Consider the following 24,439-nt stretch of genomic DNA (forward strand, 5'->3'; position numbering starts at 1 on the left):
TCGTGAATTAAACTTCGTAATGAATTACGTATGTTCACTCAGAGACTTGGTATTCATTTATTGTCCTAAGACATTAAGAATCCATGTCACTTTGAGTGCCCACACAGATTGTCTGATAAATTGTTAAAGAGCAGTTGCCGCTTCGTTTTCGCTGCGGCGCGGGGTGTGCATATTACGCTTTCCCGCTTCAGAGTCAAGCGTTTATTTTGCTTTTCTCTGCTGACCCGGCGGCGTGTGTGCCGTTGTTCCGTGTCAGTGGAGGCGCATTATAGGGAGTTATTTCACAGTGACAAGAGGAAATTTAAAAAAAGTTTCCGTCCGTGTTTTTTTTCACCAATAGCGGTGAAATCAAGCTACAAATTGTTCTCTTTGATGTATCTACAACCACAATCACATTCGAGGTGGCATAATTATCAGCATGAAACATTAAGGAATAAACGCGATGCCATTAAGCGCACAACAGCTGGCCGCCCAAAAAAACCTCTCCTATGTGCTGGCAGAAAAGCTGGCGCAGCGGATTTTAGCGGGAAAATATGCCCCGGGCAGCATCCTGCCGGGTGAAATGGAGTTGGGCGAGCAGTTTGGGGTGAGCCGTACCGCCGTTCGTGAAGCGGTGAAAACCCTGACGGCAAAAGGGATGGTTCTCCCGCGCCCGCGCATTGGTACGCGCGTGATGCCGCAGAGTAACTGGAATTTTCTCGATCAGGAGCTGCTCTCCTGGTGGATGACCGAAGATAACTTTCATCAGGTGGTCGATCACTTCCTCGTGATGCGTAGTAGCCTTGAACCCCAGGCCTGCCTGCTTGCCGCCACGCTCGGAACAGCAGAGCAGAAAGCGCAACTTAACGCGTTGATGGAAGAGATGGTGTTCCTGAAAAAACACTTCAATCGGGAACGCTGGGTTGAGGTCGATATGGCCTGGCATGAACATATCTATATGATGAGCGCCAATCCCTTCCTGACCTCCTTTGCCTCGTTATTCCATTCGGTGTACCACACCTACTTTTCCTCTATTACACAAGACGAAGTGGTAAAGCTGGATTTGCATCAGGCGATAGTGGATGCCATTCAGGAGAGCGACGGGCAGCGAGCCCTGAGTGCGTGCCAGGCATTGCTGGCCGCGCCAACCCACCAGCAGGTAGATAAATGACAAAGAAAAAAGCGCGCAGCATGGCAGGATTGCCGTGGATTGCAGCCATGGCGTTCTTTATGCAGGCACTGGATGCCACCATCCTCAACACAGCGCTTCCCGCCATTGCACAAAGCCTCAACCGCTCCCCGCTGGCAATGCAGTCCGCCATCATCAGCTATACCCTGACGGTGGCGATGCTGATCCCGGTAAGCGGCTGGCTGGCTGACCGCTTCGGTACCCGCAGAGTTTTCATGCTGGCCGTAACGCTCTTTACCCTGGGTTCGCTGGCCTGCGCGCTCTCCACATCCTTAACAGAGCTGGTTATCTTCCGCGTGTTACAGGGCATTGGCGGCGCGATGATGATGCCCGTGGCGCGCCTGGCATTGCTGCGTGCCTACCCACGCAGCGAGCTGCTTCCCGTGCTCAACTTCGTCACCATGCCGGGCCTCGTCGGCCCGATACTCGGCCCGGTACTCGGCGGCGTGTTTGTGACCTGGGCAAGCTGGCACTGGATCTTCCTGATTAATATCCCGATTGGTGTGGCAGGGCTGTTCTACGCTCGCAAATATATGCCCAACTTCACCACGCCAAGACGCAGCTTCGATATGGGCGGATTTTTCCTGTTTGGTCTAAGCCTGGTGCTGTTCTCCAGCGGGATGGAGCTGTTTGGTGAGAAAATCGTTGAAACGTGGCTGGCACTGGCCGTCATCCTCAGCGGTATTCTGCTTTTCCTTCTTTATATACGTCATGCGCGTCGCCACCCGACACCGCTTATCTCTTTATCGCTGTTTAACACCCGGACCTTCTCCGTCGGGATTGCAGGAAACATAGCTTCACGCCTGGGGACAGGATGCGTACCGTTCCTGATGCCATTGATGTTGCAGGTAGGTTTTGGCTATCCGGCCCTGATTGCCGGCTGCATGATGGCGCCCACGGCAATGGGTTCAATTCTGGCAAAATCAACCGTCACGCAGGTACTGCGCTGGTTTGGCTATCGTAAGACGCTGGTTGGCGTGACGGTCTTTATCGGCCTGATGATTGCGCAATTCTCTCTGCAATCCGCCTCTCTTCCCGTCTGGATGCTGATCCTGCCGTTGTTTGTGCTGGGCATGGCAATGTCGACGCAGTTTACGTCGATGAACACCATTACCCTTGCCGATCTGACTGACGAGAATGCCAGTAGCGGCAACAGCGTGCTGGCGGTAACGCAGCAGCTGTCGATCAGTTTAGGGGTGGCGGTAAGTGCAGCAGTGCTGCGCTTTTATGAGGGTTTTGACAGCGCGAATACCGTTGAGCAGTTCCACTATACCTTTATTACGATGGGCGCACTCACGGTGGTATCGGCGCTGGTCTTTATGCTGTTAAAACCGAAAGACGGCCGAAACCTGATCAAAGAGCGCCACAAAGCAAAGGCTAAACCGAACCCCGTTCCATCAGAACAGGAGTAAGCTGCAGACGTTGCTGTTGCAGCGTGGGCTGCGCCATTCGGTGGATCAACACATCAATGGCCAGCTCACCCAGTTCATCTTTCGGCTGATGAATGGTGGTCAGCGGCGGCGTCATGTAGCGCGCCAGTTCGATATCATCGTAGCCAATGATCGCCATATCGTCCGGAACGCGTAACCCCGCCTGATACAACGCCTGATAAGCACCAAATGCCATCGCATCGTTACCGATAAATACCGCCTGCGGACGCGGCTCTTGCATCAGCAATGTCTGCATCGCCTCAAAGCCGCCGTTAAATTCGAAATCACCGGTGATCCGGTAGCCGTCAGGGATGGCAAGACCCGCGCGTTCCATCGCCGAGAGATAACCTTCCAGACGCAAGCGCGCCGGGGTTTTATCCAGCGGGCCGGTAATGCAGGCGATGCGGGTATGACCTTTATCGATCAGATGCTGAGTTGCCATGTCGCCGCCCAGCAGGGAATTATCCTGAATCAGATCGCTGGTCCCATCGAACGGCGCCCAGTCCATCATCACCGTAGGAATTGAAGGGTAGCGCTGGATAATCTCTTTCGACGGCTGATGGGTTTCGGTACAGAGCAGCAATAACCCGTCGACGCGTTTTTGCATCAGCGTTTCCAGGTTACGGTTCATACGCTGTTCGTCACCCTCGGTATTGCACAGCACCAGACTGTAGCCACGCTCGAAGCAGCTGCGCTCTACGCCGCGAACAAGTTCAGAATAAAAAGGGTTGGTACTGGCGGTGATCAGCATACCGATGGTGCGCGTCTGGTTAAGCTTAAGGCTGCGCGCCAGCGCCGACGGCGCATAGTTGAGATCTTTTACTGCGGCTTCGACTTTCTCCCGAATCGCCTCGCTAACGAAACGATCGTTATTAATAACGTGAGAGACAGTCGAAGTAGAAACGCCCGCCATGCGGGCGACATCTTTCATCGTAGCCAAGCGTTACCCCTGCTGACTTAAGAATTCATCGATCTCTTTGCGCCACGGTACGGAAGGCTGTGCCCCTTTACGCGTCACCGCAATTGCGGCGGCGGCATGCGCAAAGCGGATCGCATCATCCATCACTTTGCCTTCCAGCAGCGCCGTCACCAGCGCACCGTTAAAGGTATCGCCTGCGGCAATCGTATCAATGGCTTTAACCCTGAAGCCCGGCACGCGACGCCCTTCGCCGTTTACGCTTGCCCACACCCCACGGCTACCAAGAGTAATGATAACGGTCCCGATGCCCTTTTCATGCAACACTTTCGCCGCACGCGCGGCATCATCATCATTTTCAACACGAATGCCCGTCAGCTTTTCCGCTTCGGTTTCGTTTGGCGTAATGATGTCCACCAGCGCCAACAACTCGTCTGATAATACACGGGCTGGAGCAGGGTTAAGTACGACAGTGGTATGATTTTCATGCGCAATTTTGGCGGCGGCCAGCACGCTTTCAACCGGTGACTCCAGCTGCATCAGCAGGGCTTCGGCTCCACCGATGAGTGCTCGTTGCGCTTCTACGCGCGCCGTCGTCAGCGCAGCGTTAGCACCCGCATGAATACCGATGACATTCTCACCTTCAGCGTTGACGAAAATCAGCGCCACGCCGGTAGACTCCCCCGCAACAACGCTGACCGGCGCGATATCAATATTATCGCTGGCCAGCTGTTTACGTACGCGCTCACCGGTATCGTCATCACCCGTGCAGGCGATAAACGCAATATTCGCCCCACTGCGTCCGGCGGCGACGGCCTGGTTTGCGCCCTTACCGCCAAATGCTACCTGGTAATGATTACCCGTGACGGTTTCGCCCGGAGCAGGGAATGATTCAAGGTTAAGAATGTGATCGGCATTGATACTGCCAAGGACGACGAGGTTACCTGCGGTTTTCATGGTTGGATTGTCCATCTGAGAGCGCCACCGGTGTTACCCGGTGGCGTATGCCACACTTTTCTTTATTGGTGTCCCTCAGGCAGCCAGCGACTGCCTGATTCGCCTTTTACTGCTTGATGACCAGCTTCAGGTCAACAGGGTATTTGGCCTGAACTTTTTCGCCCTTCAGCACTTTGTCGGCAGTTTGTACGCCAGTCGCGCCAATCTGCTCAGGCAGCTGAGCGATGGTCGCAGCCAGTTTGCCATCATTTACCGCTTTTTCACCATCCGGCGTACCGTCAAATCCGACAACCATCACATCAGATTTACCTGCAGTCTGCAGGGCACGCAGCGCACCCAGCGCCATCTCATCGTTCTGTGCAAACACAGCCTGCACGTCAGGATGTGCGGTCAGCAGGTTCTGCATAACGTTCAGACCTTTAGTACGGTCGAAGTCTGCTGGCTGGCTCGCCAGGACATTGAATTTGTGTGCAGCAACAGCCTGCTGGAAGCCTTCGCCACGCTCACGCGCTGCGGACGTCCCGGCAATACCCTGCAGTTCGATGACTTTGGCGCCTTCACCGGCTTTCTTCGCAATGTAATCACCGGCGATTTTACCGCCCAGCACGTTATCAGACGCGATGTGGCTGACTACATCGCCTTTGTTCGCCTGACGGTCCAGCGTGATCACCGGAATTTTCGCCTGGTTTGCCATTTTAACGGCGTTACCTACGGCGTCAGAATCGGTTGGGTTGATCAGCAGGATTTTGGTGCCACGAACGGTTAAGTCCTGAACGTTCGCCAGCTCTTTCGCCGGGTTGTTCTGAGAATCCAGCACGACCAGGTTGTAACCCAGCTTGTCAGCTTCTTTCTGCGCACCATCCTTCAGGGAGACGAAGAACGGGTTGTTCAGGGTAGAGACAACCAGCGCGATGGTGTCTTTCGCCATGGCGTTAGCACTTACGGTTGCGCTCAGCGCGACAGCGGAAACCAGGGTAGCCAGTTTTTTCATGTTCATATCTAAGATGTCCTGTAGTGTCGTCAGTTACTGTTTTTTGTTGTCTACCAGTACCGCCAGCAAAATCACCACTGCCTTAACGATCATCTGGTAATAGGAGGAAACACCTAACAAATTCAAACCATTATTCAGGAAACCGAGGATCAGTGCGCCGATCAATGTCCCAACAATGCGACCTTTACCGCCCGCCAGACTCGTACCGCCCAGAACCACCGCCGCGATGGCATCCAGTTCATAGCCCGTACCCGCCGTTGGCTGCGCAGAAGAAAGACGCGCCACTTCGATGATGCCCGCCAGAGAGGCCAGCAGGCCGCACAGGGAGTAAACGATAATTTTGACTTTATTGACGCTAATACCGGACAGACGCGTTGCCGCTTCGTTACCGCCCAGCGCATAAATGTAACGACCCAGACGAGTGTGATGCAGCATGTACCACGCCGCCAGGAAGACGATAGCCATGATCCAGACCGGCGTCGGGACGCCCAGCGGACGGCCAATACCGAACCAGCCAAAAAGATCGGCATTATCCGTAAACCCGGTATTGACCGGGCTACCGTTGGTGTAGACCATGGTCACACCACGCAGCAGCAGCATCATGACCAGCGTGGCGATAAACGCCTGAACACGCCCTTTTGCCACGATTACGCCGGTTACAGCGCCAATCGCCGCGCCTGCTGCCAGTGCAGCGGCAACCGCCACCAGCGCGTTGACTTCAATCCCGACAAGCGAAGCGGCGATCGCACCGGTGAGCGCCAGCAGGGAACCGACGGACAGATCGATACCCGAGGTCAAAATCACCAGCGTCATCCCGACCGCCATAATGGCGTTCACAGACGTCTGCTGCAGAATGTTGAAGAGGTTATTAACGGTGAAGAAATTCGGGCTCATGGTCGACACAATCGCGATCAGCACCAGCAGGGCAATCAGCGATTTTTGTTCCATCAGCCATGCCTTTGTGAAATAGCGGCGACCAGAAACAGCCTGGGTAGTCATCTTCTTACTCCTGATTCACGCGATTAAGCTTGCCCACAGCGGCAGCCATCAGAACTTCCTGGGTGGCCTGCTCGCGAGTGAATTCACCGCCGAGATGCCCTTCATGCATGACGATAATGCGATCGCTCATGCCTAATACTTCTGGCATCTCGGAAGAGACCAGAATGATGCTCAGCCCGTCGGCCTTGAACTGGTTAATCAGCTGATAGATCTCTTTCTTTGCGCCCACGTCTACGCCGCGGGTTGGCTCGTCGAGGATCAAGACTTTCGGGCGCGTCATCAGCCCGCGGGCAATCGCCACTTTCTGCTGATTACCACCGGACAACAGGCCGATCGCCTGCTCCATTGACGGCGTTTTGACGTTAAAGAGACGGATAAAATCACTGACCGCCTGCTGCTCGTCTTTATGCTTAAGGCTGCCGCCGCTGCGGCTGAAATAGCGCAGCGCGGTAAGCGACATGTTCTCTTTTACCGACATGCCCAGCACTAAACCGTCGCGCTTGCGGTCTTCAGAGATATAGACGATACCGTTCGCCAGGCCATCCTGCGGAGAGCGCGTCACCACTTCATGACCATCGAGGGTGACATAACCGCTGGTGCGCGGCAGTGCGCCGTAGAGCACTTTCATCAGTTCGGTACGTCCCGCGCCCATCAGACCCGCGACACCGAGGATCTCACCCTGGCGCAGGGTAAAGGTCACATCGTGAACGCCCGGACCGCAGAGGTTATCCACCTTCAGGCGGATCTCACCCGGTGCTTTATCCAGACGCGGATACTGATCTTCCAGCTTACGTCCCACCATCATTTCGATGAGCGTATCTTCGGTCAGCGTCGCCACTTCGCGCTCGGCAATAAACTGCCCGTCGCGGAAGACGGTGACGTCATCGCAAATCTCGAAGATCTCTTTCATGCGGTGAGAAATATAGACAATCCCACGTCCCTGCGATTTCAGCTCGCGGATAACGCGGAACAGGGATTCGGTTTCGGTATCAGTCAGAGCATCGGTCGGCTCATCCATGATGATGACTTTGGATTCAAAGCTCAGCACCTTCGCGATTTCCACCATCTGCTGATCGCCGATGGAGAGCTCGCCTACCAGACGGTCGCTCTTAAAGCGCAGGTTCAGCTTCGCGAGCAGCTTGTCCGCTTCGGCGTACATGGTTTTCCAGTCGATTTTGCCAAACCGGTTCACAAACTCACGGCCGAGGAAGATGTTCTCCGCAATGGTGAGCTGCGGGATCAGGTTTAGCTCCTGGTGGATGATACCGATACCCGCTTCCTGAGAAGATTTCGGGCCGTTAAAGGTGGTCTCTTTACCCAGCCAGAGCAGCGAACCGGCATCACGTTGGTAAATCCCGGTCAGCACTTTCATCATGGTGGATTTGCCCGCACCGTTTTCGCCCACCAGCGCCATCACGCGACCAGAGTAGACATTCAGCGCCGCACCGGAGAGGGCTTTTACGCCCGGGAACGATTTATCGATCCCCTTGAGTTGCAGTAATGCGTCCATGATGGCCTCAGAAGGTGACGCCAGCACAGAGAATGATATTCGCATACGGGGAACACTCCCCGCTGCGAATCACCGCCTGACTGTCTGCGGTTTGTTGTTTGAACTGCTCGTGCGTTGTGTAACGAATTTCTATGGTGTTTCCCTGGTGTTGCTGCAGTTGCTCAATAAACTTAAGCAACGTTTCGTGGAGTTGCGGATTATGTTGTTTGATTTCCGCCGCGAGAATGGCCGCCTCAACCTGCATCTCCGACGTCACCACATCCAGTACCTGCATAAACGAAGGAACTCCCTGCGTTAACGCCATATCAATACGGGTTGTGCTGCGCGGAACCGGTAAGCCTGCATCGCAAACCACCAGCGTATCGGTATGCCCAAGACGGGAAATGACCGATGAGATTTCTGAGTTGAGAACTGTGCCTTTCTTCATTTTCTGCTCCACTAGCGAAACGTTTCGCTAAAAGGAGTGTAGCCGCAAGAGTGTTCAGAAAACCATCATGGCGTAACAGATTTGTGATCAACGTCGAAACGTTTCGCTAAGTGAAACATGAGGGGGGGAAATTGCCCGGCGGCGCTTCGCTTGCACGGGCCTACGGGTTGGGTAGGCCGGGTAAGCGCAGCGTCACCCGGCATTTTCAGAAGGACTTAAATCTCGACCTGCGTTCCCAGCTCAATCACGCGGTTAGGCGGGATCTCAAACTGGTCAGGCGCACGCAGGGCGTTACGCTGCAGGATAAGATAAAGCTTACCGCGCAGGCGCAGATACCAGGGACGCTTGCCGATAATCAGCGACTCGTGCGACATAAAGAACGACGTCTCCATCATCCGGCAGCTTAGCCCTTCAAGACCGCAGCGGTGGAACACCTCTTCCACATTTGGCGTTTCGCGCCAGCCGTAACTCGCCACCACGCGCCAGAATGTCGGGGACAGCTGCTCGATTTGCACGCGACGCACGTTGTGAACATACGGCGCATCTTCGGTACGCAACGTCAGCAGGATCACGCGCTCGTGCAGAACCTTGTTGTGCTTGAGGTTATGCATCAGCGCGAACGGGATGACGTTCAGGGCACGAGACATATACACCGCCGTTCCCGGCACGCGCACCGGCGGGGATTTCTCCAGGGAAGCGATCATCGCCTCCAGAGAGTTACCGTGCTCATGCATACGACGCAGCAGACGGAAGCGCTCGCTCTTCCACGTGGTCATCACGATGAACATCACCAGACCCAGCGTCAGCGGCAGCCAGCCGCCGGAAACAATCTTGTCGAGGTTCGCAGAGAACAACGGTACGTCGATGCACAGGAAGCCCACCAGAATCATTGCCACAAGGAATTTATTCCAGTGCCAGTTTCGGTACGCCACGGTGGTGGAAAGAAGCGATGTCAGCACCATCGTACCGGTTACCGCAATACCGTACGCCGCCGCCAGGTTACTGGAGTGCTCAAAGCTCACGATAACAATCACAACCGCGAAATAGAGCAGCCAGTTAACGAACGGAATGTAAATCTGACCCGACTCCATCTCAGAAGTATGGATGATGCGCATTGGCGAGAGATACCCCAGACGCACAGCCTGGCGCGTCAGAGAGAACACCCCCGAAATCACCGCCTGAGAAGCAATGACGGTCGCCAGCGTCGCCAGAATCAGCATCGGTACCAGCGCCCAGTCAGGCGCCAGCAGGAAGAACGGGTTCTTAATCGCTTCCGGGTTCTTGAGTAGCAGCGCGCCCTGACCGAAGTAGTTCAGCACCAGCGACGGCAGCACCACAATAAACCATGCCACACGGATAGGCAGTTTCCCAAAGTGCCCCATATCGGCATACAACGCCTCAACGCCAGTGATGGAGAGCACGACCGCGCCAAGCGCCACGAAGGAAACAACTTTATATTCGAGGAAGAAATGCACGGCCCAGTAAGGATTCAGGGCATGCAGCACTTCAGGGTTAGCAATAATGCTGCGCAAACCGAGGGCCGCGAGGATCAGGAACCAGGCCAGCATAATCGGCGCAAACAGTTTACCCACCAGCCCGGTACCGTGCTTCTGGATCGCAAACAGCAGCGTTAATACGATTATCGCCAGCGGAACCACCCACGTATCGAGCTGTGGCGCAATAATCTCCAGGCCCTCTATCGCCGAGAGGACCGAAATGGCGGGTGTGATAACCACCTCTCCATAGAAGAAACTGCCGCCGATCAGGCCGATAATCACCAGCACGGACGTCATTCTGGCGGAGGTGTTGCGCCCGGCAAGGGACATGAGGGTCAGGATCCCGCCTTCGCCCGCGTTATCTGCACGCATAACGAAGGAGAGATATTTAACAGAAACAACCAGGATCAGCAGCCAGAAGATGAGTGACAAGAAGCCAAACACGGCATCACGCTCAACACCAAAGCCAAACTGGCCGGACAGACATTCACGAAGCGTATAAAGCGGGCTGGTACCGATATCACCGTAGACAACCCCGATCGCAGCAAGCGTTATTGCGGGTAATGATTGCTTATTATCAGTGCTCATAGACTAGTCTTTTCGTTTAAATAACAAATGTGTTCCCGGTCCCTTGGCCCACAAAAAGCGCACAGTATGCACGATTCGTTGCAAAATCGAACCCCTAAATGCAACCGCATTAATGTAGCGCAAAGAAAATTGCGCCGCACTTCAGCCTATTACCAGCTCTGACTGAAACGTCTATACTCGCTTCAATTGGCCGCCACGACGGCGAAAGGATGCAAAACTATTATGGCTCACTCACATTTATTAGCAGAAAGAATTTCCCGCCTCAGCAGTGCGCTAGAGAAAGGCCTTTTCGAGCGTAGCCACGCCATTCGCCTTTGCTTACTGGCAGCGTTGAGCGGTGAAAGCGTGTTTCTGCTGGGTCCGCCGGGCATTGCCAAAAGCCTGATCGCACGCCGCCTGAAGTTCGCTTTTCAGAATGCTCGCGCCTTTGAATATCTCATGACGCGCTTTTCCACCCCCGAAGAGGTTTTCGGTCCGCTCTCTATTCAGGCCCTCAAAGACGAGGGGCGTTATGAGCGTCTGACGGCGGGTTATCTTCCGGAAGCAGAAATTGTCTTTCTCGATGAGATCTGGAAAGCAGGCCCGGCAATTCTGAACACCCTGCTCACGGCGATTAACGAACGCCGGTTTCGCAACGGGGCCAGCGAAGAGAAAATCCCCATGCGTCTGCTGGTGGCCGCGTCAAACGAACTGCCCGAAGCCGACAGCAGCCTGGAAGCGCTGTATGACCGTATGCTGATCCGCCTGTGGCTCGATAAAGTCCAGGACAAGTCAAACTTCCGCTCTATGCTGGTCAGCCAGCAGGATGAGAACGAAAACCCGGTGGCGGCTTCTTTGCAGGTGACGGACGAGGAGTATCACCAGTGGCAGGAAGATATCGGCAAAATTAAACTGCCCGATGCCGTTTTTGAACTGATCTTCATGCTGCGCCAGCAGCTTGATTTACTTCCTTCCGCACCGTATGTCTCGGACCGTCGCTGGAAAAAGGCGATTCGTCTGCTCCAGGCGAGCGCCCTGTTCAGCGGTCGTGATGCCGTCGCGCCCATCGATCTGATCCTGCTGAAAGACTGCCTCTGGCACGACGCAGAAGGCATGAACCTGATGCAGCAGCAGCTGGACGTATTGATGACCGGACACGCATGGGGGCAGCAGGCGATGCTCAACCAGCTGGGGGCGATTACTCAACGCCGCATCCAGCTCCAACAACAGCAAAGTGATAAAACGGCGCTGAAAGTCAATCGTCTGGGCGGTATGTTCGCCCGCAAACCGCATTACGAACTCCCCGCCGATCTGACCGGTACGACGCTAACGCTGCTGCTCCAGCAGCCGCTCAAACTGCATGATATGCAGGTGGTACACATTACGGTTGAGCGCGAGGCGCTATCTCAGTGGCTCGACAAAGGCGGTGAGATCCGCGGAAAACTCAACGGCATCGGTTTCGCGCAGCCGCTCACGATGGAAGTAGACAGCAGCCAGCACCTGGTGATCCGCGACGTCAGCCTGCAGGGCTCGCGTCTTGCGCTTCCTGGCACCGCTTCTGACAGCGTGCCGGAAGAGATCAAACAGCAGCTGGACGCCCTGGATACCGAATGGCACCAGCAGCACACCCGCTTTAGCGAGCAGCAAAAATGCCTCTTTATTCATAGCGACTGGTTAGGTCGCATCGAAGCCAGCCTGCAGGATGTCAGCGCGCAGATCAAACAGGCGCGTCAATGCTAACGCTGGACACGCTCAACGTGATGCTGGCGGTCAGCGAGGAAGGGTTGATTGAGGAGGTGGTGATTACCCTTCTGGCGTCGCCGCAGCTGGCGGCGTTTTTTGAAAAATTCCCGAAGCTCAAAAAGGCGATGACCGACGATCTTCCGCGCTGGCGAGATAATCTGCGACAGCGATTCAAAGAGACTGAAGTTCCGCCGGAACTGACGGAGGAAGTCGCGGCCTATCAACAGTGTCAACGGCTCTCCACGACGCAGTTTATCGTCCAGCTCCCACAAACCCTGGCAGTACTCGATAACGTCCACTCTCCGTTTGCCAGCCAGGCCCGGGCGCTGGTCACGGATAACGCCACCTTTACCCCCGCACTGCATACTCTCTTTTTACAACGCTGGCGCCTCAGTCTGGTGGTTCAGGCCACAACGTTAAACCAGCAGTTGCTGGATGAAGAACGTGAACAGCTGCTCAGTGAAGTTCAGGAACGCATGACCTTAAGCGGTCAGCTTGAGCAGGTGCTGGTGGAAAATGAAAACGCCGCAGGACGTCTCTGGGACATGAGTGCCGGTCAGCTCAAACGCGGAGATTACCAGTTGATCGTCAAATACGGCGATTTTCTGGCGCAGCAGCCGGAATTGATGAAGCTTGCTGAACAGCTGGGGCGCTCAAGGGAGGCAAAATCAGTTCCAAAGAAGGATGCCCCGATGGAAACCTTCCGCACCCTGGTGCGTGAACCGGCAACCGTGCCAGAACAGGTCGACGGGCTCCAGCAGAGCGATGACATTCTGCGCCTGCTGCCCACCGAACTGAGCACGCTGGGAATGACCGAGCTGGAGTATGAGTTCTACCGTCGGCTGGTGGAAAAACAGCTTCTTACCTACCGGCTGCACGGCGAAGCGTGGCGCGAGAAACTTAGCCAGCGTCCGGTCGTCCATCAGGATTTTGATGAACAGCCGCGCGGGCCGTTTATTGTTTGTGTGGATACGTCCGGTTCGATGGGCGGATTTAACGAACAGTGTGCAAAAGCGTTTTGCCTGGCACTGATGCGCGTGGCGCTCGCCGACCGCCGTCGCTGCTTCATCATGCTCTTCTCCAGCGAAGTCGTGGGTTATGAGCTGACGAACCAGCAGGGAATAGAGCAGGCAATCCGTTTTTTAAGCCAGCGTTTTCGCGGGGGCACTGACCTGGCCAGCTGCTTTCGCAGCATCGTTGAGCGGATGCAGGGGGGTGACTGGTACGACGCCGATGCGGTCGTCATTTCCGATTTTATCGCCCAGCGACTGCCGGATGATGTGGTTAATAAAGTGAAGGAGTTACAGCGGGTGCATCAGCACCGTTTTCACGCCGTCGCGATGTCCGCTCATGGAAAACCCGGCATCATGCGCATCTTCGATCATATCTGGCGCTTTGATACCGGGTTGCGTAGCCGTCTGCTCAGACGCTGGCAGCGTTAATTAAAGAAGAGATCCCACGCTGTCACGCACCTGCTGCGGCCAGACGCCACACTGTACCTGACCAATATGCGGCAGTTGCAGCAGCAGCATGGTCAGACGGGACTGGCCGATCCCTCCCCCGATGGTCTGCGGCATTTCGCCGCGCAGCAACGCCTGGTGCCACTCTAATTTGAGACGATCTTCGTCACCGGTCACCGCCAGCTGGCGTTTCAGCGCGTCGGCATCCACGCGGATCCCCATAGAGGAGAGCTCAAATGCATCTTCCAGTACCGGGTTCCAGACCAGGATATCGCCGTTCAGCCCGGCATAGTCGTGCTCACCCGCGGTGCTCCAGTCATCATAATCCGGCGCACGGACGTCGTGGCGTTTGCCATCAGAGAGTTTGCCGCCAATGCCGATCAGGAATACTGCACCCAACTCTTTCGCGATCGCACGTTCACGGCCTTTGGCATCAAGATCCGGGAAACGGCTCAACAGTGCCTGGCTATGAACAAAGTGGATCGTTTCCGGCAGGAACGGTGCCAGACCAAACTCTTTGCTCACGGCCGCTTCAGTCGCTTTGATCCCGGCGTAGATCGCCTCAACGGTGGATTTCAGCGTGCCAAGGTGACGCTCGCCATCACCCATCACGCGCTCCCAGTCCCACTGGTCAACGTAAACAGAGTGAATAGGTGAGAGGCGGTCTTCATCGGGGCGAAGGGCTTTCATGTGCGTGTAAAGCCCTTCGCCCGCGCTGAAGTCGTGTTGTCCCAGGGTTTGACGCTTCCACTTCGCCAGGGAATGAACCACTTCGAACTGGGCATCTGGCAGTGTTTTCACTTTCACCTGTACCGCTTTTTCGCATCCAGACAAGTTATCCTGCGTCCCGTCGCCCACCCGGCTCAGAATTGGTGCCTGAACCTCAATCAGCCCAAGCTTCTCTTCCAGCTGGCGGGAAAAATGGGATTTAACGAAACTGATCTGACGTTGTTTTGCGATGTAAGCGGTTTTCATTATTTATACTCCTGCGTCCTGTTGGTAATGATTAAGCAACAGAACCGGCACTTAATTCAATAACTCAACAACAAAAAGCCGACTTCACTTTTGAATCGATAAAATATGACGCTAGAATAGAAAGAATCATCAATCTTCATAAGAAAAAGCTATGGAAAATTATCAGATCGACAATCTCGACCGCGGCATCCTCGAGGCGTTAATGGCCAATGCCCGTACCGCCTACGCCGAACTGGCGAAACAGTTTGGTGTCAGCCCGGGAACCATTCACGTTCGCGTAGAGAAAATGAAGCAGGCGGGGATCATTACCGGCGCGCGCATTGACGTCAGCCCGAAGCAGCTGGGTTACGACGTCTGCTGCTTTATCGGCATCATTCTTAAAAGCGCAAAAGACTATCCTTCCGCCCTGGCCAGGCTCAATGCGCTGGATGAGGTCACCGAGGCGTACTACACCACGGGGCACTACAGCATCTTTATAAAAGTGATGTGCCGATCCATCGATGCCCTCCAGCAGGTACTTATCAACAAGATCCAAACAATTGATGAAATTCAGTCCACCGAGACACTGATCTCCCTGCAAAACCCGATCATGCGTACCATCCGCCCATGATCGGGCAAATTCATTCCCACATTTTCCACAGGTAGATCCCAGCTCGTTCACAGCGTACAATATCTCCCTCTTTATCTGAGCGAGAGATCAATGGCGGACATTACCCTTATCAGCGGCAGCACCCTCGGTGGTGCGGAATATGTAGCGGAACATCTGGCTGAGAAGCTGGAAGATGCGGGCTTTTCAACACAAACCCTGCACGGACCGCTGCTTGAAGATCTCCCGACTGACGGGGTCTGGCTGCTGATCACCTCCACGCATGGCGCGGGCGATCTGCCGGATAACCTGCAACCTTTATATGACGAACTGCAGGAACAGCAGCCTGACCTCTCAAAGGTCCGTTTTGGCGCTGTGGGGATCGGCAGTCGTGAATATGACACCTTTTGCGGGGCAATAGAGAAAGTCGAAGCTGTTATCACCTCTTGCGGAGCAAAACAGCTGGGTGAAACACTCAAGATCAACATCCTCGATCATGATATTCCAGAGGATCCGGCCGAGATCTGGTTGGGTGAATGGAAAAATTTACTCAAAAACGATTAAAGATCGCGCGATCAGATGTGGATAACTCTGGTTAAAATCTCGTATTAACCCGTAGTTATCCAAAGAACAACTGTTGTATCGTTTTTAGCCTGTGTATAAAGTCGCGATCTGATCCCAGCTTATACGGTCTAGGATCACCGATCATTCACAGCAAACGATCCTTCCTAACTGCATGATCTTATTTGCCGGATCGGACTTATCCACACAAGTACGCGATCCTAATAAGAGATCACAATAGAACAGATCTCTAAATAAAAAGATCTTCTTTTTAATAGCCCAGGATCCCAATGCTTTCTCGAAAGACTAAAGTTGAGTAGAATCCACGGCCCGGGCTTCAATCCATTTTCATACCGCTTTACGCGAGGCAGACCACCATGTTTTATCAGGATCCTTTTGACGTCATCATCATTGGCGGGGGTCACGCAGGCACTGAGGCCGCAATGGCCGCAGCGCGTATGGGTCAACAGACCCTGCTTTTGACACACAATATCGACACGCTGGGACAAATGTCCTGTAATCCGGCGATTGGCGGCATTGGGAAAGGACACCTGGTAAAAGAAGTGGATGCGCTTGGCGGCCTGATGGCGAAAGCGATCGATCATGCAGGCATCCAGTTTAGGATACTAAACGCGAGTAAAGGGCCGGCAGTGCGTGCCACTCGTGCACAGGCAGACCGCGTGCTTTATCGTCAGGCCGTACGTACCGCGCTGGAGAACCAGCCAAACCTGATGATCTTCCAGCAGGCGGTAGAAGATCTTATCGTTGAGAACGATCGCGTCGTGGGTGCTGTGACCCAGATGGGCCTTAAATTCCGCGCCAAAGCGGTGGTACTGACCGTCGGCACCTTCCTGGACGGGAAAATTCATATTGGTCTGGATAACTACAGCGGTGGCCGTGCAGGCGATCCGCCATCCATTCCGCTCTCTCGTCGTCTGCGTGAACTGCCACTGCGCGTAAGCCGCCTGAAGACTGGCACACCGCCGCGTATTGACGCGCGCACCATTGATTTCAGCGTGCTTGCGCAACAGCACGGTGATAACCCGATGCCGGTCTTCTCGTTCATGGGCAATGCGGCGCAACATCCGCAGCAGGTACCGTGCTACATCACGCATACCAACGAAAAAACCCATGACGTGATCCGCAATAACCTCGATCGCAGCCCAATGTACGCCGGTGTGATCGAAGGGATCGGTCCGCGTTACTGCCCGTCGATCGAAGACAAAGTGATGCGCTTTGCCGATCGTAACCAGCACCAGATCTTCCTGGAGCCGGAAGGGCTAACCTCAAACGAAATTTATCCGAACGGTATCTCCACCAGCCTGCCGTTCGATGTGCAGATGCAGATTGTTCGCTCAATGCAGGGCATGGAGAATGCGAAAATCGTTCGCCCTGGCTACGCTATTGAGTACGATTTCTTCGACCCGCGTGACCTGAAGCCAACCCTGGAGAGCAAATTCATCCACGGTCTGTTCTTCGCGGGCCAGATTAACGGCACCACCGGTTACGAAGAAGCGGCTGCACAGGGTCTGCTGGCCGGTCTGAACGCTGCCCGTTTCTCTGCCGAAAAAGAGGGCTGGGCCCCGGCGCGTTCTCAGGCCTATCTGGGCGTACTGGTTGACGATCTCTGCACCCTGGGCACCAAAGAACCGTACCGTATGTTTACCTCTCGTGCGGAATATCGCCTGATGCTGCGCGAAGATAACGCCGACCTGCGTCTGACTGAAATGGGCCGCGAGCTGGGTCTGGTCGATGACGAACGCTGGGCACGCTTTAACGAGAAGCTGGAGCGCATTGAACAGGAACGTCAGCGTCTGAAAACCACGTGGGTTAATCCACAGGCTGAAACCGCTGCCGAAGTGAACGCTCACTTAACTGCGCCGCTCTCACGTGAAGCCAGCGGTGAAGATCTGCTGCGTCGTCCCGAAGTGACTTATGAGAATCTGGTGAAACTCACCGCGTTCGCCCCGGGTCTTGAAGATGCCGAAGCCGCTGAACAGGTCGAAATTCAGGTGAAGTACGAAGGCTATATCGCGCGCCAACAGGATGAGATTGTAAAACAGCAGCGTAACGAAAACACGTTGCTGCCGGAAATGCTGGACTACCGTCAGGTGACGGGGCTTTCCAACGAAGTGATCGCTAAGCTGAACGATCATAAACCGGTATCCATCGGCCAGGCATCACGTATCTCTGGCGTTACGCCCGCCGCGATTTCGATTCTGCTGGTGTGGTTGAAGAAACAGGGTATGCTGCGCCGCAGCGCGTAATGCCCAGAACATTGCCCGGTGGCGATGCGCTTACCGGGCCTACTGAACCCGTAGGGCGGGTAAGCGAAGCGCCACCCGCCACCTAAGTTTTCCAACAGGTATTCACCGTGCTCAACAAACTCTCTCGTCTGCTGGATCAGGCAGGTATTTCGCTCACCGATCACCAGAAAAACCAGCTGTTGGCCTATGTCGATATGCTGAACAAATGGAACAAAGCGTACAACCTGACGTCGGTACGCGACCCCAACGAGATGCTGGTACGCCATATTCTCGATAGCATCGTTGTGGCACCGTATCTGAAGGGGGAGCGTTTTATCGACGTTGGCACGGGGCCTGGTCTGCCAGGGGTTCCGCTGTCGATTGTCCGGCCGGAAAGTCATTTCACGCTGCTGGACAGCCTCGGTAAGCGCGTGCGCTTTTTACGACAGGTTCAGCATGAGCTGAAGCTTGAGAACATCACGCCCGTTCAAAGCAGGGTAGAGGCGTTTCCGGCAGAACCGCCGTTTGACGGTGTTATCAGCCGCGCCTTTGCTTCACTCAATGACATGGTGAGCTGGTGTAGACATTTGCCCGCAGAAGATAAAGGGCGTTTCTATGCGCTGAAAGGGCAACTGCCGGGTGATGAAATTGAACAGCTTCCGGACGGTTTTGCCGTTGAATCCATCGAGAAATTAAACATTCCTCAGCTCGACGGTGAACGTCATCTGGTGATAATTAAGCCAAACAATTTTTAAAAAATTAATAAAAAATGTGGAATTTGTGCTGTTCTGGTGATGTTAAAAAACAGCACAACTCACATGGATTTACCCGTTAGCATTTAACCTCTTTTTTACCATGGTTTTTCTTATGGTTAACGTTGCGCCTATTATTCACCGTGAAGATAGTCAACTATGAAAATATCAGTCTGCTAAAAGTGGGAGACTGTAATCAGAGTGCGATGTTAATTATTTATTAAGAATGTCAATAAAAGGTTTTTATTGTGTACGGGGCTGTTTTGAAAATAGTTGCGATATTTTATCTTTGATTTCAGAAAGATACTCCTGTGCGATTTACGGCTTTGATAAATACAACCTTATCGCAAATGTGTGTTTTGTGATCTCGTGCACGCTTTGTAGTCAACGTTTTCGCGCTGTTTGCAGTTTTGCTCGAAGGTCGATGCTTTCAGCGAAAGTTGAAAAATAGCGGTGGGGAAAAATATTTAAACATTTATTCACCTTTTCGCTACTTAATGTTTGAAATCACGGGTACGCACCGTATAATTTGTCCGCTTTTTGATGCTTGACTCTGAGCCTTAAAGGACGTTTTATACGACACGCGGCATACCTCGAAGGGAGCAGGAGTAAAAACGTGATGTCTGTGTCGCTCTTGAGTAGAAACGTTGCTCGTAAGCTTCTGTTCATTCAGTTTCTGGCTGTGATAGCAAGTGGACTGCTGTTTAGCCTCAAAGACCCCTTCTGGGGCATCTCCGCCGTGTGCGGGGGTTTGGCAGTTGTGCTGCCAAACGTGTTGTTTATGATTTTTGCCTGGCGTCATCAGGCGCATACACCCGCCAAAGGCCGCGTGGCCTGGTCCTTCGCTCTTGGCGAAGTGTTTAAGGTGTTGCTGACCTTTGCTTTACTGGTGATGGCGCTGGCGGTTTTGAAAGTGGTCTTCATGCCGCTGATAGCAACGTGGGTTTTGGTGCTGGTGGTACAAGTTCTGGCTCCAGCTGTAATCAATAACAAAGGGTAAAAGGCATCATGGCTTCAGAAAATATGACGCCGCAGGATTACATAGGTCACCATCTGAATAACCTTCAGCTGGACCTGCGTACATTCTCGCTGGTGGATCCGCATAACCCCCCGGCCACCTTCTGGACGATCAACATCGACTCCATGTTCTTCTCGGTGGTATTGGGTCTTCTGTTCCTGGCCATGTTCCGCAGCGTTGCTAAAAAGGCGACCAGCGGTGTTCCAGGGAAATTCCAGACATTCGTTGAAATGATCATCGGCTTCGTCCATGGCAGCGTGAAAGACATGTACCATGGTAAGAGCAAGCTGATTGCTCCGCTGGCCTTGACCGTGTTCGTTTGGGTCTTCCTGATGAACCTGATGGACCTGCTGCCAATTGACCTGCTGCCGTTCATCGGCGAGCACATCTTCGGCCTGCCTGCACTGCGTGTTGTACCGTCTGCGGACGTAAACATCACTCTGTCGATGGCGCTGGGCGTGTTTATCCTGATTCTTTTCTACAGCATCAAAATGAAAGGCGTAAGCGGCTTTGTGAAAGAGCTTACCTTGCAGCCGTTCAACCACTGGGCGTTTATTCCGGTCAACCTGATCCTGGAAGGCGTTAGCCTGCTGTCCAAACCTGTTTCACTGGGTCTGCGACTGTTCGGCAACATGTATGCGGGTGAGCTGATTTTCATTCTGATCGCGGGTCTTCTGCCGTGGTGGTCACAGTGGATTCTGAATGTGCCATGGGCCATTTTCCACATCCTGATCATTACGCTGCAAGCCTTTATCTTCATGGTTCTGACGATCGTCTATCTGTCGATGGCGTCTGAAGAGCACTGATTTTTTACCAACACTACTACGTTTTAATTGAAACAAACTGGAGACTGTCATGGAAAACCTGAATATGGATCTGCTGTACATGGCTGCCGCTGTGATGATGGGTCTGGCGGCTATCGGTGCTGCGATCGGTATCGGCATCCTCGGGGGCAAATTCCTGGAAGGCGCAGCGCGTCAACCTGATCTGATTCCTCTGCTGCGTACTCAGTTCTTTATCGTTATGGGTCTGGTGGATGCTATCCCAATGATCGCTGTAGGTCTGGGTCTGTACGTGATGTTTGCTGTCGCGTAGTAGTTGTTTTAAAACCCCAAGCCACAGAAATTTAAGAGGTATTGTGCTGTGAACATGAACGCAACAATCCTCGGCCAGGCCATCGCGTTTATTCTCTTTGTCTGGTTCTGCATGAAGTATGTATGGCCGCCTTTAATGGCTGCCATCGAAAAACGTCAGAAAGAAATTGCTGACGGTCTGGCTTCTGCAGAACGCGCTAAGAAAGATTTGGACCTTGCACAGGCCAACGCGACAGACCAGCTGAAAAAAGCGAAAGCGGAAGCTCAGGTCATCATCGAACAGGCTAACAAACGCCGTTCGCAGATCCTGGACGAAGCCAAAGCTGAAGCAGAACAGGAACGTACTAAGATCGTGACACAGGCTCAGGCTGAAATTGAAGCTGAGCGTAAACGTGCTCGTGAAGAACTGCGTAAGCAGGTTGCGATTCTGGCTGTTGCTGGCGCCGAGAAGATCATCGAACGTTCCGTGGATGAAGCTGCTAACAGCGACATCGTGGACAAACTTGTCGCTGAACTGTAAGGAGGGAGGGGCTGATGTCTGAATTTGTTACGGTAGCTCGCCCCTACGCCAAAGCAGCTTTTGACTTTGCTATCGAACACCAAAATGTCGATCGCTGGCAGAATATGCTGGCGTTTGCCGCTGAGGTGACGAAAAACGAACAAATGGCCGAGTTGCTTTCCGGTGCGTTAGCGCCTGAAACTCTCGCCGCGTCGTTTATCGCCGTGTGCGGAGAGCAACTGGATGCCAACGGCCAGAACCTGATTAAGGTGATGGCAGAAAATGGTCGTCTCCGTGTGCTCCCGGATGTTCTCGAGCAGTTTGAGCACTTACGTGCCCTTAGTGAAGCAACAGCTGAAGTCGAAGTGACTTCAGCGACTGAACTGAGTGATGAACAGCTTGCGAAAATCACCGCCGCGATGGAAAAACGTCTGTCACGCAAAGTTAAGCTGAATTGCAAAATCGATAAGTCTGTAATGGCAGGCGTAATCATCCGCTCGGGTGATATGGTCATTGATGGCAGCGTACGCGGCCGTCTTGAACGCCTTGCAGACGTCTTGCAGTCTTAAGGGGACTGGAGCATGCAACTGAATTCCACCGAAATCAGCGAACTGATCAAGCAGCGCATTGCTCAGTTCAATGTTGTGAGCGAAGCTCACAATGAAGGTACTATTGTTTCTGTAAGTGACGGTGTTATCCGCATCCACGGCCTGGCCGATTGTATGCAGGGTGAGATGATTTCCCTGCCGGGTAACCGTTACGCTATCGCACTGAACCTGGAGCGCGACTCCGTAGGTGCGGTTGTGATGGGTCCATACGCTGACCTCGCCGAAGGCATGAAGGTTAAGTGTACTGGCCGTATTCTGGAAGTGCCGGTTGGCCGTGGCCTGCTGGGTCGCGTTGTTAACACCCTGGGTGCGCCAATCGACGGTAAAGGTCCGGTTGAGCACGATGGCTTCTCTCCAATCGAAGTTATCGCACCAGGCGTTATCGATCGTCAGTCCGTCGATCAGCCTGTTCAGACAGGCTATAAGTCTGTTGACGCCATGATCCCAATCGGTCGTGGTCAGCGTGAACTGATCATCGGTGACCGTCAGACCGGTAAAACCGCGATGGCAATCGACGCCATCATCAACCAGCGTGACTCCGGCATCAAATGTGTGTACGTGGCTATCGGCCAGAAAGCGTCCACCATTTCTAACGTGGTTCGTAAACTGGAAGAGCACGGCGCGCTGTCTAACACCATCGTGGTTGTGGCTACCGCTTCTGAATCTGCTGCACTGCAATACCTGGCGCCATACGCGGGTTGCGCAATGGGCGAATACTTCCGTGACCGCGGTGAAGATGCACTGATCGTTTACGATGACCTGTCTAAACAGGCTGTTGCTTATCGTCAGGTTTCCCTGCTGCTCCGTCGTCCACCAGGACGTGAAGCATTCCCGGGCGACGTATTCTACCTCCACTCTCGTCTGCTGGAGCGTGCTTCCCGCGTTAACGCGGAATACGTCGAGAACTTCACCAAAGGTGAAGTGAAGGGTAAAACGGGCTCTCTGACCGCACTGCCGATCATTGAAACCCAGGCGGGTGACGTTTCTGCGTTCGTTCCGACCAACGTAATCTCCATTACCGATGGTCAGATCTTCCTGGAAACCAACCTGTTTAACTCCGGTATTCGTCCGGCGGTTAACCCGGGTATCTCCGTATCCCGTGTTGGTGGTGCTGCTCAGACCAAGATCATCAAGAAACTGTCCGGTGGTATCCGTACCGCGCTGGCACAGTATCGTGAACTGGCTGCGTTCTCTCAGTTCGCATCCGATCTGGACGAAGCAACCCGTAAACAGCTGAGCCACGGTCAGAAAGTGACCGAGCTGCTGAAGCAGAAACAGTACGCACCAATGTCTGTTGCTCAGCAGGGCCTGGTACTGTTCGCGGCTGAACGCGGTTACCTCGAAGATGTGGAACTGGCGAAAATCGGTAGCTTCGAAGCCGCTCTGCTGGCTTACGTCGACCGTGATCACGCTCCGCTGATGCAAGAGATCAACCAGACCGGTGGCTATAACGACGAAATCGAAGGCAAGCTGAAAGCTATCCTCGATTCCTTCAAAGCAACCCAATCCTGGTAATCGTCCGGCGGCTTGTCTCAGGACAAGCCGCCTGGCATTGAGGAGAAGCTCATGGCCGGCGCAAAAGAGATACGTAGTAAGATCGCAAGCGTCCAGAACACGCAAAAGATCACTAAAGCGATGGAGATGGTCGCCGCTTCCAAAATGCGTAAATCGCAGGATCGCATGGCGGCCAGCCGTCCTTATGCAGAGACCATGCGCAAAGTGATTGGTCACCTTGCAAACGGTAATCTGGAATACAAGCACCCTTACCTGGAAGAACGCGACGTTAAGCGCGTGGGCTACCTGGTAGTGTCGACTGACCGTGGTCTGTGTGGCGGCTTGAACATTAACCTGTTCAAAAAACTGCTGGCGGATATGAAAGGCTGGTCCGATAAAGGCGTTCAGTGCGATCTGGCACTGATTGGCTCTAAAGGCGTCTCTTTCTTTAACTCCGTTGGTGGCAACATTGTCGCTCAGGTGACCGGTATGGGTGATAACCCGTCCCTGTCCGAACTGATCGGCCCGGTTAAAGTGATGTTGCAGGCCTATGATGAAGGCCGTCTGGACAGACTGTACGTTGTCAGCAACAAATTTATTAACACCATGTCTCAGGTGCCTACGATCACTCAGATGCTGCCTTTACCGGCATCAGAAGATGACGAGTTGAAGCAGAAAGCCTGGGATTACCTGTATGAACCCGATCCGAAACCGCTGCTGGATACCCTGCTGCGTCGTTACGTTGAATCTCAGGTTTATCAGGGCGTTGTAGAAAACCTGGCCAGCGAGCAGGCCGCACGAATGGTGGCGATGAAAGCCGCGACCGATAATGGCGGCAGCCTGATTAAAGAGCTGCAGTTGGTTTACAACAAAGCTCGTCAGGCCAGCATTACTCAGGAACTCACCGAGATTGTCTCGGGGGCCGCCGCGGTTTAACCAGGT

23 protein-coding genes are annotated in these 24,439 nt (G+C 53.8%); 15 read left to right on the forward strand and 8 right to left on the reverse strand.

Annotation, left to right across the window (positions count from 1 at the left end):
* Nucleotides 1–442 precede the first annotated feature (442 nt).
* Both ACOTYN_RS21960 and mdtD read left to right on the forward strand, forming a co-directional pair.
* The gene (locus ACOTYN_RS21960) at nucleotides 443–1,150 is read left to right on the forward strand and encodes a FadR/GntR family transcriptional regulator (RefSeq protein WP_014881867.1); all 708 of its coding nucleotides are present in this window, start codon (nucleotides 443–445) and stop codon (nucleotides 1,148–1,150) included.
* Entirely contained in the window at nucleotides 1,147–2,580 is a 1,434-nt protein-coding gene (gene mdtD / locus ACOTYN_RS21965) for a multidrug transporter subunit MdtD (RefSeq protein WP_023331646.1), read from the forward strand. The genes ACOTYN_RS21960 and mdtD overlap by 4 nt, the downstream gene beginning before the upstream one ends.
* Here mdtD and rbsR read toward each other — a convergent pair.
* The 7 genes from rbsR to kup form a co-directional block, all read right to left on the reverse strand.
* Complete coding sequence (gene rbsR / locus ACOTYN_RS21970; RefSeq protein WP_014881869.1) at nucleotides 2,546–3,538, reverse strand: ribose operon transcriptional repressor RbsR; 993 nt, start codon at nucleotides 3,536–3,538, stop codon at nucleotides 2,546–2,548. The genes mdtD and rbsR overlap by 35 nt on opposite strands.
* A 3-nt stretch (nucleotides 3,539–3,541) precedes the next feature.
* Nucleotides 3,542–4,471: a ribokinase gene (gene rbsK / locus ACOTYN_RS21975; protein WP_014881870.1), complete on the reverse strand. Its 930-nt coding sequence runs from the start codon at nucleotides 4,469–4,471 to the stop codon at nucleotides 3,542–3,544.
* Nucleotides 4,472–4,577: 106 nt separating this feature from the next.
* A complete protein-coding gene (gene rbsB, locus ACOTYN_RS21980) occupies nucleotides 4,578–5,468 on the reverse strand; it encodes a ribose ABC transporter substrate-binding protein RbsB (RefSeq protein WP_014881871.1) in 891 nt (296 codons plus the stop codon).
* Nucleotides 5,469–5,495: 27 nt separating this feature from the next.
* Nucleotides 5,496–6,461, reverse strand: a complete 966-nt coding sequence (gene rbsC, locus ACOTYN_RS21985) for a ribose ABC transporter permease (RefSeq protein WP_014881872.1) — start codon at nucleotides 6,459–6,461, stop codon at nucleotides 5,496–5,498.
* A gap of 4 nt (nucleotides 6,462–6,465) precedes the next feature.
* Nucleotides 6,466–7,971: a ribose ABC transporter ATP-binding protein RbsA gene (gene rbsA, locus ACOTYN_RS21990; protein WP_023336493.1), complete on the reverse strand. Its 1,506-nt coding sequence runs from the start codon at nucleotides 7,969–7,971 to the stop codon at nucleotides 6,466–6,468.
* A gap of 7 nt (nucleotides 7,972–7,978) precedes the next feature.
* Nucleotides 7,979–8,398, reverse strand: coding sequence for a D-ribose pyranase (gene rbsD / locus ACOTYN_RS21995; protein ID WP_014881874.1), 420 nt, complete (start codon nucleotides 8,396–8,398; stop codon nucleotides 7,979–7,981).
* A 215-nt stretch (nucleotides 8,399–8,613) separates the two neighbouring features.
* Nucleotides 8,614–10,482 (reverse strand): low affinity potassium transporter Kup, encoded by a 1,869-nt coding sequence (gene kup, locus ACOTYN_RS22000; RefSeq protein ID WP_014881875.1) that lies wholly within the window; start codon nucleotides 10,480–10,482, stop codon nucleotides 8,614–8,616.
* A 222-nt stretch (nucleotides 10,483–10,704) separates the two neighbouring features.
* Between kup and ravA the strand changes: the two genes are divergently transcribed.
* Both ravA and viaA read left to right on the forward strand, forming a co-directional pair.
* Complete coding sequence (ravA, locus tag ACOTYN_RS22005) at nucleotides 10,705–12,201, forward strand: ATPase RavA (RefSeq protein WP_045269671.1); 1,497 nt, start codon at nucleotides 10,705–10,707, stop codon at nucleotides 12,199–12,201.
* Nucleotides 12,195–13,646: an ATPase RavA stimulator ViaA gene (gene viaA / locus ACOTYN_RS22010; RefSeq protein WP_023331651.1), complete on the forward strand. Its 1,452-nt coding sequence runs from the start codon at nucleotides 12,195–12,197 to the stop codon at nucleotides 13,644–13,646. Before ravA ends, viaA begins: the two co-directional genes overlap by 7 nt.
* On the opposite strand, the gene asnA is transcribed toward viaA, so the two are convergent.
* Nucleotides 13,647–14,639 carry an aspartate--ammonia ligase gene (gene asnA / locus ACOTYN_RS22015; protein WP_014881878.1) on the reverse strand — a complete coding sequence of 331 codons (993 nt, stop codon included), beginning with the start codon at nucleotides 14,637–14,639 and terminating at the stop codon, nucleotides 13,647–13,649. It lies immediately after the preceding gene.
* 151 nt (nucleotides 14,640–14,790) lie between these two features.
* Here asnA and asnC point away from each other — a divergent pair, with 151 nt between their 5' ends.
* The 11 genes from asnC (at nucleotide 14,791) to atpG (ending at nucleotide 24,433) form a co-directional block, all read left to right on the forward strand.
* Nucleotides 14,791–15,249, forward strand: a complete 459-nt coding sequence (gene asnC, locus ACOTYN_RS22020; RefSeq protein ID WP_014881879.1) for a transcriptional regulator AsnC — start codon at nucleotides 14,791–14,793, stop codon at nucleotides 15,247–15,249.
* A gap of 90 nt (nucleotides 15,250–15,339) precedes the next feature.
* Nucleotides 15,340–15,789 carry an FMN-binding protein MioC gene (mioC, locus tag ACOTYN_RS22025; protein WP_045134507.1) on the forward strand — a complete coding sequence of 150 codons (450 nt, stop codon included), beginning with the start codon at nucleotides 15,340–15,342 and terminating at the stop codon, nucleotides 15,787–15,789.
* A 374-nt stretch (nucleotides 15,790–16,163) separates the two neighbouring features.
* The gene (gene mnmG / locus ACOTYN_RS22030) at nucleotides 16,164–18,053 is read left to right on the forward strand and encodes a tRNA uridine-5-carboxymethylaminomethyl(34) synthesis enzyme MnmG (RefSeq protein WP_071922757.1); all 1,890 of its coding nucleotides are present in this window, start codon (nucleotides 16,164–16,166) and stop codon (nucleotides 18,051–18,053) included.
* A gap of 107 nt (nucleotides 18,054–18,160) precedes the next feature.
* Nucleotides 18,161–18,787: a 16S rRNA (guanine(527)-N(7))-methyltransferase RsmG gene (gene rsmG / locus ACOTYN_RS22035; RefSeq protein ID WP_071922756.1), complete on the forward strand. Its 627-nt coding sequence runs from the start codon at nucleotides 18,161–18,163 to the stop codon at nucleotides 18,785–18,787.
* Nucleotides 18,788–19,403: 616 nt separating this feature from the next.
* The gene (gene atpI / locus ACOTYN_RS22040) at nucleotides 19,404–19,784 is read left to right on the forward strand and encodes a F0F1 ATP synthase subunit I (protein ID WP_014881882.1); all 381 of its coding nucleotides are present in this window, start codon (nucleotides 19,404–19,406) and stop codon (nucleotides 19,782–19,784) included.
* 8 nt (nucleotides 19,785–19,792) lie between these two features.
* Nucleotides 19,793–20,608, forward strand: coding sequence for a F0F1 ATP synthase subunit A (atpB, locus tag ACOTYN_RS22045; RefSeq protein WP_014881883.1), 816 nt, complete (start codon nucleotides 19,793–19,795; stop codon nucleotides 20,606–20,608).
* A gap of 49 nt (nucleotides 20,609–20,657) precedes the next feature.
* A complete protein-coding gene (gene atpE, locus ACOTYN_RS22050) occupies nucleotides 20,658–20,897 on the forward strand; it encodes a F0F1 ATP synthase subunit C (RefSeq protein ID WP_000429386.1) in 240 nt (79 codons plus the stop codon).
* A 48-nt stretch (nucleotides 20,898–20,945) separates the two neighbouring features.
* Nucleotides 20,946–21,416 (forward strand): F0F1 ATP synthase subunit B, encoded by a 471-nt coding sequence (atpF, locus tag ACOTYN_RS22055; RefSeq protein ID WP_003862370.1) that lies wholly within the window; start codon nucleotides 20,946–20,948, stop codon nucleotides 21,414–21,416.
* Between the two features lie 14 nt (nucleotides 21,417–21,430).
* The gene (atpH, locus tag ACOTYN_RS22060) at nucleotides 21,431–21,964 is read left to right on the forward strand and encodes a F0F1 ATP synthase subunit delta (RefSeq protein ID WP_008500192.1); all 534 of its coding nucleotides are present in this window, start codon (nucleotides 21,431–21,433) and stop codon (nucleotides 21,962–21,964) included.
* 12 nt (nucleotides 21,965–21,976) lie between these two features.
* A complete protein-coding gene (atpA, locus tag ACOTYN_RS22065; RefSeq protein ID WP_003862367.1) occupies nucleotides 21,977–23,518 on the forward strand; it encodes a F0F1 ATP synthase subunit alpha in 1,542 nt (513 codons plus the stop codon).
* A gap of 51 nt (nucleotides 23,519–23,569) precedes the next feature.
* Complete coding sequence (gene atpG, locus ACOTYN_RS22070; RefSeq protein ID WP_014881884.1) at nucleotides 23,570–24,433, forward strand: F0F1 ATP synthase subunit gamma; 864 nt, start codon at nucleotides 23,570–23,572, stop codon at nucleotides 24,431–24,433.
* The last annotated feature ends 6 nt before the right edge of the window (nucleotides 24,434–24,439 follow it).

Origin of the sequence: Enterobacter cloacae complex sp. IR5458 (genome assembly GCF_049238025.1) — a bacterium.
In the GTDB taxonomy this organism is placed as follows: Bacteria; Pseudomonadota; Gammaproteobacteria; order Enterobacterales; family Enterobacteriaceae; genus Enterobacter; species Enterobacter kobei.